The organism is Phenylobacterium sp. (assembly GCF_025351295.1).
GTDB lineage: Bacteria > Pseudomonadota > Alphaproteobacteria > Caulobacterales > Caulobacteraceae > Phenylobacterium.
Map to the genome: position 1 here is coordinate 1 of NZ_JANXWD010000078.1, position 8,874 is coordinate 8,874.

9 protein-coding genes, 1 tRNA gene and 1 pseudogene are annotated in these 8,874 nt (G+C 68.9%); 3 read left to right on the forward strand and 8 right to left on the reverse strand.

Annotation, left to right across the window (positions count from 1 at the left end):
- From Q0R13_RS11295 to Q0R13_RS11325, 7 genes and pseudogenes are all read right to left on the reverse strand, one after another.
- Positions 1 to 272, reverse strand: a pseudogene (locus tag Q0R13_RS11295) (hypothetical protein); the annotation flags it as partial.
- Positions 273 to 274: 2 nt separating this feature from the next.
- Entirely contained in the window at positions 275 to 487 is a 213-nt protein-coding gene (locus Q0R13_RS11300; protein WP_293903902.1) for a hypothetical protein, read from the reverse strand.
- Positions 484 to 1,143 carry an NADH-quinone oxidoreductase subunit NuoE gene (nuoE, locus tag Q0R13_RS11305; RefSeq protein WP_293903903.1) on the reverse strand — a complete coding sequence of 220 codons (660 nt, stop codon included), beginning with the start codon at positions 1,141 to 1,143 and terminating at the stop codon, positions 484 to 486. Before nuoE ends, Q0R13_RS11300 begins: the two co-directional genes overlap by 4 nt.
- On the reverse strand, positions 1,140 to 2,378 hold the full coding sequence (locus Q0R13_RS11310) for an NADH-quinone oxidoreductase subunit D (protein ID WP_293903905.1): 1,239 nt from the start codon (positions 2,376 to 2,378) through the stop codon (positions 1,140 to 1,142). The genes nuoE and Q0R13_RS11310 overlap by 4 nt, the downstream gene beginning before the upstream one ends.
- Entirely contained in the window at positions 2,375 to 3,019 is a 645-nt protein-coding gene (locus Q0R13_RS11315) for an NADH-quinone oxidoreductase subunit C (protein ID WP_293903907.1), read from the reverse strand. Before Q0R13_RS11315 ends, Q0R13_RS11310 begins: the two co-directional genes overlap by 4 nt.
- The gene (locus Q0R13_RS11320) at positions 3,016 to 3,633 is read right to left on the reverse strand and encodes an NADH-quinone oxidoreductase subunit B (protein WP_293903909.1); all 618 of its coding nucleotides are present in this window, start codon (positions 3,631 to 3,633) and stop codon (positions 3,016 to 3,018) included. The genes Q0R13_RS11315 and Q0R13_RS11320 overlap by 4 nt, the downstream gene beginning before the upstream one ends.
- Positions 3,603 to 3,980 carry an NADH-quinone oxidoreductase subunit A gene (locus tag Q0R13_RS11325; RefSeq protein ID WP_293903910.1) on the reverse strand — a complete coding sequence of 126 codons (378 nt, stop codon included), beginning with the start codon at positions 3,978 to 3,980 and terminating at the stop codon, positions 3,603 to 3,605. The genes Q0R13_RS11320 and Q0R13_RS11325 overlap by 31 nt, the downstream gene beginning before the upstream one ends.
- Positions 3,981 to 4,231: 251 nt before the next feature.
- On the opposite strand from Q0R13_RS11325, the gene Q0R13_RS11330 reads away from it, so the two are divergent.
- Positions 4,232 to 4,308 (forward strand) — tRNA-Asp (locus Q0R13_RS11330).
- Between the two features lie 100 nt (positions 4,309 to 4,408).
- A complete protein-coding gene (locus Q0R13_RS11335) occupies positions 4,409 to 6,250 on the forward strand; it encodes a DEAD/DEAH box helicase (RefSeq protein ID WP_293903911.1) in 1,842 nt (613 codons plus the stop codon).
- Positions 6,251 to 6,264: 14 nt separating this feature from the next.
- Here Q0R13_RS11335 and Q0R13_RS11340 read toward each other — a convergent pair whose 3' ends face one another.
- The gene (locus tag Q0R13_RS11340) at positions 6,265 to 8,439 is read right to left on the reverse strand and encodes a penicillin acylase family protein (protein WP_293903912.1); all 2,175 of its coding nucleotides are present in this window, start codon (positions 8,437 to 8,439) and stop codon (positions 6,265 to 6,267) included.
- A 148-nt stretch (positions 8,440 to 8,587) separates the two neighbouring features.
- On the opposite strand from Q0R13_RS11340, the gene Q0R13_RS11345 reads away from it, so the two are divergent.
- Entirely contained in the window at positions 8,588 to 8,788 is a 201-nt protein-coding gene (locus Q0R13_RS11345) for a hypothetical protein (protein ID WP_293903914.1), read from the forward strand.
- The last annotated feature ends 86 nt before the right edge of the window (positions 8,789 to 8,874 follow it).

Sequence of the window (8,874 nt, forward strand, 5' to 3'; positions counted from 1 at the left end):
TATGGCCAGCGCGACTGGGGCCTGGAGGGCGCCAAGGCGCGCGGCGCCTGGAACGGTGTGAAGGTCCATTTCAGGCCGGTGGCGAAGCCCGCCCCGCCCCGGCCGCGCAGGCCGGACGCCTTGATCTGGTCGCAGATCCACTCCGGCGTCTGGGCGACGATGTCAGCCGTGCCGTTCCACGCGCCGCGCGCCTTCGCCCCCTCCAGGCCCCAGTCGCGCTGGCCATAGATGTTGAGGAAGATGCGGTCCTTGTCGGCCAGGATGCCCGCCACGCCTAAGTCCCCTTACCGGTCCGGCGGAAGCCGGCGATGAACCAGATCTGCGCCCCGAACCCGATCAGCAGCGCCACCACGAACGCCGGGAAACTCCAGGCGTACGAAAACTTGAAATAAACCACGAGAAAGCTCAGCGCCGCCGCCACCGACAGCACATTGACCGCCGCCATGATCGTCAACCGCCGCTTCTGGGCCATGAGGAGGGGGGTCATGCCTCCACCTTCGCCGGCAGGTTCGGGATCCTGATCGCCGCCCCGAGCGACCCGTCGTACAGCGCGGTGTCGGTCAGGGTCGTCGCCCTGCCCTCGGGCGCCGAACCCTGGCGACCGATCGCCGAGCCGGGCTTGGGTTTCCGGCCCGCCGCGAAATCGTCCAGCAGACGCTCGAAGCTCTCCGGCGTCAGGTCCTCGTAGTAATAATCGTTGATCGCCGCCATCGGCGCATTGGCGCAGGCGCCCATGCACTCGACTTCCTGCCAGGTGAACTTGCCGTCGGCTGTTCGGTGGTTCTGCGCGCCGATCCGGCGCTTGCAGACCGCGATCAGCGCCTCGGAGCCGCGGGTCTGGCACGGCGTCGTGCCGCACACCTGCACCAGGGTCGCGCCCACCGGCTCGAGCATGAACATGGTGTAGAAGGTCGCCACCTCCAGCACCCGGATCGCCGGCATGCCCAGCAGTTCGGCCACCGCGCGGATCGCGGGCTCGGAGACCCAGCCGTCCTGCTTCTGGACCAGCCACAGCACCGGCACCACGGCCGACTGCTGCCGTCCGGCCGGGAAGTTGGCCATCCAGCCCTTCGCGGCCTTCAGCGTCTTGGGGCTGAACGCGAAGCTCTCGGGCTGGACCTGGGCAAGGCGGCGGATGCTCACCGGTCGATCTCCCCGAACACGATGTCCAGCGATCCCAGGATGGCGCTCACGTCCGCCAGCATGTGGCCGCGGTTCATCCAGTCCATGGCCTGTAGGTGCGGATAACCCGGGGCGCGGATCTTCACCCGGTAGGGCTTGTTGGTCCCGTCGCTGACCAGATAGACGCCGAACTCGCCCTTGGGCGCCTCGACGCAGGCATAGACTTCGCCGGGCGGGGTCCGGTAGCCCTCGGTGAACAGCTTGAAGTGGTGGATCAGCGCCTCCATCGAGCGCTTCATCTCGCCCCGGCGCGGCGCGGCGATCTTGTTGTCCTCGATCAGCACCGGGCCCGGCTCCTTCAGCAGGCGCTCGCAGCACTGGCGGATGATCTTGGTCGACTCCCGCATCTCGGCCATCCGGCAGAGGTAGCGGTCGTAGCAGTCGCCGTTGACGCCCAGCGGGACCTCGAACTCCATCTCGTCGTAGCAGGCGTAGGGCTGGGCCCGGCGCAGGTCCCAGGCGACGCCGCTTCCGCGCACCATCACGCCCGAGAAGCTGTTGGCGATCGCCTGCTCGCGGGTCACCACGCCGATGTCGACGTTGCGCTGCTTGAAGATGCGGTTGCCGGTGATCAGGCCTTCGATGTCGTCGCAGATCTTGGGGAAGTGGACGGCCCAGTCGTCGATGTCGCGGATCAGCTGTTCCGGCAGGTCCTGCCGCACCCCGCCCACCCGATAGTAGTTGGCGTGCATCCGCGCGCCCGAGGCCCGCTCATAGAAAATCATCAGCTTTTCGCGTTCGTCGAAGCCCCATAGCGGGGGCGTCAGCGCGCCCACGTCCATCGCCTGGGTGGTGACGTTCATGATGTGGTTCAGGACGCGGCCGATCTCGTCGTAGAGCGTGCGGATCAGCTGCGCCCGGCGCGGCGCCGTCACCCCCAGCAGCTTCTCGATCGCCAGGCAGTAGCCGTGCTCCTGGTTCATGGGCGCCACATAGTCGAGGCGGTCCATGTAGGGGATGGTCTGCTGATAGGGCCGGGCCTCCATCAGCTTCTCGGTGCCGCGGTGCAGCAGGCCGATGTGCGGGTCGACCCGCTCCACGACCTCGCCGTCGAGCTCAAGCACCAGGCGCAGCACGCCGTGCGCCGCCGGATGCTGCGGGCCGAAGTTGATGTTGAACTTGCGGACCGGGGTTTCGGGAACCACCGGATCGTGGAAATAGTCCGAGGCCTGGGCAGACATGTTGTCGCCGGTCATGACTTGCCCCCGCCCTTCACCTCAACGCTCTTCTCGTCCCCTGGCAGCAGCAGCGGGGAGAACCCGCGTTCCACGCCTTCCCAGGGGCTGAGGAAGTCCCAGTTGCGCCACTCGACCGACTTCACGGGCTCATAGACCACCCGCTTCAGCTCCTCGTCGTAGCGAACCTCGACGTAGCCGGTCATCGGGAAGTCCTTCCGCAGCGGATGGCCGTGGAAGCCGTAGTCGGTGAGGATGCGGCGCAGGTCCGGGTGGCCGTCGAAGAACACACCGTACATGTCGAACGTCTCGCGCTCGTACCAGTCGGCGGCGGCGAACACGCCGACCACCGAGGGCACGGCGGTGTCCTCGTCGGCCTGCACCTTGATCCGGACGCGCCGGTTCTGGGTCATCGACAGCAGGTGGTAGGCCACGTCGAAGCGCTTCTCGCGCTCCGGATAGTCGGCGCCGCACAGGTCGATCAGCTGGTGGAAGCCCTCGACGTCGCGCAGATAGGTCAGCGCCTCGACGATCCTGCCCGCCGGCCCGGTGAGGGTCAGCTCGCCGAACTGCACGTCGGCGCCGGTGACCAGCCCCTTGGCGCCCTTCAGGATCGACTTGCCGAGTTTTTCGAGGTCGGCGGCCTTCACCGGCCAGGTCATCGGATGATGGTCCCCGTCCGGCGGATCTTCTTCTGCAACTGCAGCACGCCATAGACCAGCGACTCCGCGGTCGGCGGGCAGCCGGGGATATAGATGTCCACCGGCACGATCCGGTCGCAGCCGCGCACCGTGGAATAGCTGAAGTAATAATAGCCGCCGCCGTTGGCGCAGGACCCCATCGAGATCACGTAGCGCGGCTCGGGCATCTGGTCGTAGACCTTGCGTAGCGCCGGGGCCATCTTGTTCACCAGCGTGCCGGCCACGATCATCACGTCGCTCTGTCGCGGGCTGCCGCGCGGCGCGGTTCCGAACCGCTCCAGGTCATAGCGCGGCATCGAGGTCTGGATCATCTCGACCGCGCAGCACGCCAGGCCGAAGGTCATCCACATCAGCGACCCGGTCCGCGCCCAGGTGATCAGGTCGTCGACGCCGGCGGTCACGAAACCCTTGTCGGCCAGCCGCGCCGAAACCCCGTCGAAGAACGGGTCGTGCGTCTGCGGGTCGTAGCCTTCGACGCCACTGCGCGCGCCCGCGCCCGCAGACATTGTCAGGGATTGGCGGCCGGCGGATCCGGCGGGAACGATCACTCCCATTCCAGGGCCCCCTTCTTCCACTCGTAGATGAAGCCCACGGTCAGCACGCCCAGGAAGCTCATCATCGACCAGAAGGCGTACTTCGCCGCGTCCGGCGGCATTTTCATCAGCGCCACGGCCCAGGGGAACAGGAACGCCACTTCCAGGTCGAAGATGATGAACAGGATCGAGACCAGGTAGAAGCGCACGTCGAACTTCATCCGCGCGTCGTCGAAGGCATTGAAGCCGCATTCGTAGGACGACAGCTTCTCAGGGTCCGGCGCCTTGGGCGCGACCACCGCGGCGAAGACGATGAAGACAATGCCCAGCGCCGCCGCGATGCCCAGGAAGATCGCGATCGGCAGGTACTCGAGCAGGAAGGCGTTCACATGAGTCTCCGGAGGGAGTCGCGGCGCCCTTCTAGACCTATCATCCGGGCGTTTCAAACAGGCGTTGTGCGGCGCCGCAAGACCCTCCGACCTCCCCCCACCGCAGCAGCGATGGCGGGAGGGGACCGCCCGCCGTGGAGCGGGTGGTCCCCTCCCGCGCTTCGTGTGGGAGGCCAGGGCGCTACTCTTCCGTTGACACGATTCCGGCTCGCCCCTATCAGAGCCGCCTTCGCACGACCGGAAGGTCCTGCGCGGGTGTAGCTCAGTTGGTTAGAGCGCCGGCCTGTCACGCCGGAGGTCGCGGGTTCGAGTCCCGTCACTCGCGCCACTTCCGTGGCGTCGCCCCCCTGTTTCTCGTAAAGAATTTTCCTTCCCGTACAGACTCCTGACGACCAGGCGCTGTCCACTGCGCGCCGGAGCCCCAGCCAATGCCATTCCCCGCCACGCATCCCGCGCTGGCCCGCGCGCTCGAGGCGCAGGGCTACCGCGAGCCGACCCCCGTCCAGAGCGCCGTCCTCGAGGCCGCGCCCGACCGCGACCTGCTGGTCTCCGCCCAGACCGGGTCCGGCAAGACCGTGGCGTTTGGCCTGGCCGCCGCCCCGTCCCTGCTGGGCGAGGCCGAACGGTTCGAGCGCGCGGGCGCCCCGCTCGCCCTGGTCATCGCGCCGACCCGCGAGCTGGCGCTGCAGGTCAGCCGCGAACTGGCCTGGCTCTACGCCCCGGCCGGCGCCCGCATCGCCACCTGCGTCGGCGGCATGGACGCCCGGGCCGAACAGCGGGTGCTCTCCGCCGGCTGCCACATCGTGGTCGGCACGCCTGGGCGCCTGCGCGACCACCTGGAACGCGGCAACCTGGACCTGGCCTCCCTGCGCGTCGTCGTGCTCGACGAGGCCGACGAGATGCTCGACATGGGCTTCCGCGAGGACCTCGAGGAGATCCTCGACAGCGCCCCCAAGGAGCGCCGCACCTTCCTGTTCTCCGCCACCATCGCCAAGGAGATCGCCGCCCTGGCCAAGCGCTACCAGCGCGACGCCGTGCGCATCGACACCATCCGCCGCGACGAGGCCCATGGCGACATCGAGTACCGCGCCGTCCGCGTGGCCCCAAACGAGGTCGAGAATGCGGTCGTCAACCTGCTGCGCTATTTCGAGAGCCCCGGCGCGCTGATCTTCTGCGCCACCCGCGAACGCGTCCGCCATCTCTATGGCGCGCTGCGCGAGCGCGGCTTCGCCTGCGTCCAGCTCTCCGGCGAACTCTCCCAGAAGGAGCGGACCGACGCGCTGCAGGCGCTGCGCGACGGCCATGCGCGGGCCTGCATCTGCACCGACGTCGCCGCCCGCGGCCTGGACCTGCCCGAGCTGGGCCTGGTGATCCATGCGGATCTTCCCACCAATACCGCGGGTTTGCTGCACCGCAGCGGCCGCACCGGCCGCGCCGGGCGCAAGGGGACCTCGGTGGTCATCGTCCCCTATACCAAGCGCCGCCCGGCCGAGCGCCTGTTCGCCACCGCCAACCTGGCCGTCGAATGGTCCGGCCCGCCCTCGGCCGAGGAGATCCGCGCCAAGGACCAGGTGCGCCTGTTCGAGGACCCGCTGCTCAACGCGCCGGCCTCGCCCGAGGAGCTGGAGCTGGCCGGCCGGCTGCTGGCCGATCGCGCGCCCGAGGCCGTCGCCGCCGCCCTGATCCGCCTGCACCGCTCGCGCCTGCCCGAGCCGGAGGATATGTTCGACGACACCCAGGGCCGCGGACCCGACCGCGGCCCGGACAATCGAGCCCCGCGCGGTCCCCGCCTCGACGTGATCCGCAACGACGGCGGCCGCCCGGAAGGCGCCCGTCCAGAAGGCGCCCGTCCCGAAGGCGGCCCGCGCGAGGAGCATGGCGTCGGCCCCGCCGCCACCTGGTTCCGCCTGCCAGTCGGCCGCAGCAAGAACGCCGACCCCAAATGGCTCGTGCCGCTGATCTGCCGCCTGGGCCATGTCACCAAGAAGGACATCGGCCTGATCAAGATCCACGACAACGAGACCAAGTTCGAGATCAGTCCCGAGGTCGAGGAACGCTTCCGCGTCGCCATCAAGGCCGCCGCCGACGCCGGCGAAATCCGCATCAACCCGGCCAGCGCCCCAGGCCCGCAGGGGCCCCGCCCCTCAGGCCCGCGCCCGGACGGTCCCCGCACAGGCGCGCCGCGCCCGCCCCGCCCGCAAGCCGGTCCGCCCCACAAGGGCCCCCCGTTCAAGGGGCCCAAGAAGGGCGCCCGCAAAGCCAACGGGTAGCGCGCGCCCAGCGCCTACTTCCTTTCGCCCGGCGAATAGCTCCGCTCGGTGTGGCCCTTCAGCTGTTCCGGCCAGAAGTACACCTCGCGCAGGTTCCCGCCGGCATAGCGCTCCGCCTGGTCGTCGAAGTGCGGATTGCCCGGATGGCCGCTTTCGCCGCCCGCGGTCACCGCCAGCGCGCGGACCTTCGGCCCGAACTCCACCACCGCCACGAAGCTGTTGCCGTTGGTGCCGTAGTACCGCTTGGTCCCGGGATACCGTTTGGCGCCGAACGAGGCCAGCGAGCCCCACTGGGCCGAGGTGAACGGCACCGCTATCGACGGGGCGTCGTCGTGAAAGGTCTGTTCGATGTCATCGTTCAGCCGCTGGAAGCGGTTGATCTCGCCCCAGGGCGTCTTCCAGCTCCCGAAGTCGGTCGCCAGCCGGTCCGACGCCTCGGCCAGCGCCCCCAGCTTGTCGGTGTCCGAACTGCGCTCGGCCATATAGTCGTAGACGTTCATCCCGACCGCCTTGGCGAACGGCGCCGACTTGGCCCACAGCGCCTCCCCCCAGAACACCGCCAGCGAGGTCTCGGTCGAGGCCGCCGACCAGCGGCGGTCCCAGGCGCTCAGCGCCGCCACCTGCTCGGCCACCCGCACCTTGCGCATATCGTCGTTGGCCATGGCGTCGTAGCCGCGCTTCAGCTTCGGGATCAGCCGGTCGAAGGCCGGCAGGAACGGGTCGAACGCCGCCGCCAGCAGACTCTCCCGCGTGAAGTCGGTCCGCCCGCTCAGCACCCGGATCGCATGCGGCCCGCGCGGATTCTCCCCGGCCTCGTCCATATATTTCGGGAACGCCGCCTTCTTCGGGCTCGCCGGCCCGGCCGCGGTCCACGGCGCGTCGTTGCTGTTGTAGACCCAGCCATTGGCCGGGCTCAGCACCTGCGGCGCCTCGCCGGGCTCGTGCAGCCCCTGCCAGTCGGTCGCCGGATCCGACCCGTCCACCGGCCTGGTGTAGTCGAACCCGTCGTCGCGCCGGGGGATGAACTGCGGGTGCAGATAGGCCGTCTCGCCCTTGTCGTCGGCGAAAAGGGTGTTGTTGGAGGAATTGGCCTTCAGCTCCGCCACCTTGGCGAACGAGGCGTAGTCCGAGGTCTTGGTCCGCAGGAACGACTGCTGCAGCGCCTCCACCGGCCGGTACATCATCGCGAACGCGATCCACTTGCCGTCCTGCATCCGCACGATTGGGCCGTGGTGGGTGGCGTAGGTCTTGAAGGTCCGGCTGGCCATCGACCCGTCTGCCGCTCGATAGGGCACCACGATGGTCTTGACCGTCATCTTCCGGACCTCGCCGCCGTAGCGATAGGCCATCCCGTCCGGGGTCGAGACCTGGCTCTCGGCGAACTCATCCACCACGTCGACGCCGCTGGAGGTGTGCATCCAGCCGGCATGGGCATTGAAGCCCTGGTAGACGAACAGCTGCCCCCAGGTGACCGCGCCATAGGCGTTCAACCCCTCGTCGCTGGTCATCTGCAGCTCGGAGCGGAAGAAGAACGAGGTATGCGGGTTGATCAGCAGCAGGGCGTGGCCATCCTTGGTGATCTGCGGCCCGATGGCGATCCCGTTCGACCCGGTCGGCTCGCGGAACGCATAGGGGTCCTCCGCGCGGGCGCTCTTGCTGCCGCCGTAGAAGGTCTCCAGGTCCCTGAGTGAGATGTCCTCGATGTCGCCGCCGATGCTGCCCTCGGTGAACGACAGCGCCATCCAGGGTTCAAATCGCGCGATCACCCGCGGCTTCGTCTCCGGGTGGGTCGCCAGGTAGAAGTTGAGCCCGTCCGCCCAGCCGTCCATCAGCGCCTTCAGCCACGGCGGGCTGGCCGCATACTTCGCCTGCAGGTCGGCCGGGTCGATGTAGAGCTTCTGGCGCAGGTCCTGCCAGATCGCCGACGGTCCCTCCGCCTCGGCCGTGCGGCCCAGCGAGGTCAGGTAATTGGCCTCTACCCGGTTGAAGTCGTCCTCGGCCTGGGCATAGGCCATGCCGAACACCGCCTCGGCGTCGGTCTTGCCGTGCACATGCGCGATCCCCCAGTCGTCGCGCACGATGGTCACCCGCCTGGCTTCCGCCCGCCAGCGCGCCGCATCGTCCGGCGGTGCGGCCACGGCAGCCGTCGCGACGAGGGCCAGGCCCAGCACCATTCCAATCAATCGCACGCGCGTCTCCCCGACTCCCGAAGGTCGCCACCTCGCCCGCCCGTCCACAGCTTGTCCAGCCTGCGACGCCCTGTCCGGCCCTTACGGGGTGGCGAACGCGAAGGACTCACGGTCTTTTCGCCGCTGGGGCCCAGTTGGAGTTCGCCCGATGACCGACGCCACCTATGTCGCCTTCGTGCCCAGCGGCATGAGCGCCAAGCTTCGATCCGTCCTGCAGGGCGAAGACACCGGCGCCGTCACCTGGCGCGAGCGCAAGGTGCTGTTCGGCAGCGAATTCTACTTCTCCGGCCCCCCCGGCCTGGTCCGCGCCACCCACGCCTACGTCAGCCAGTGGGTCGTGAAGCACTGAGGGGCTCCGCCCCGGGCCTCACCCCCCGATCCTCAACCCCCGATCCTCACCCCCCGGGGCCGTCATCCCCGGCCTTGTGCCGGGGA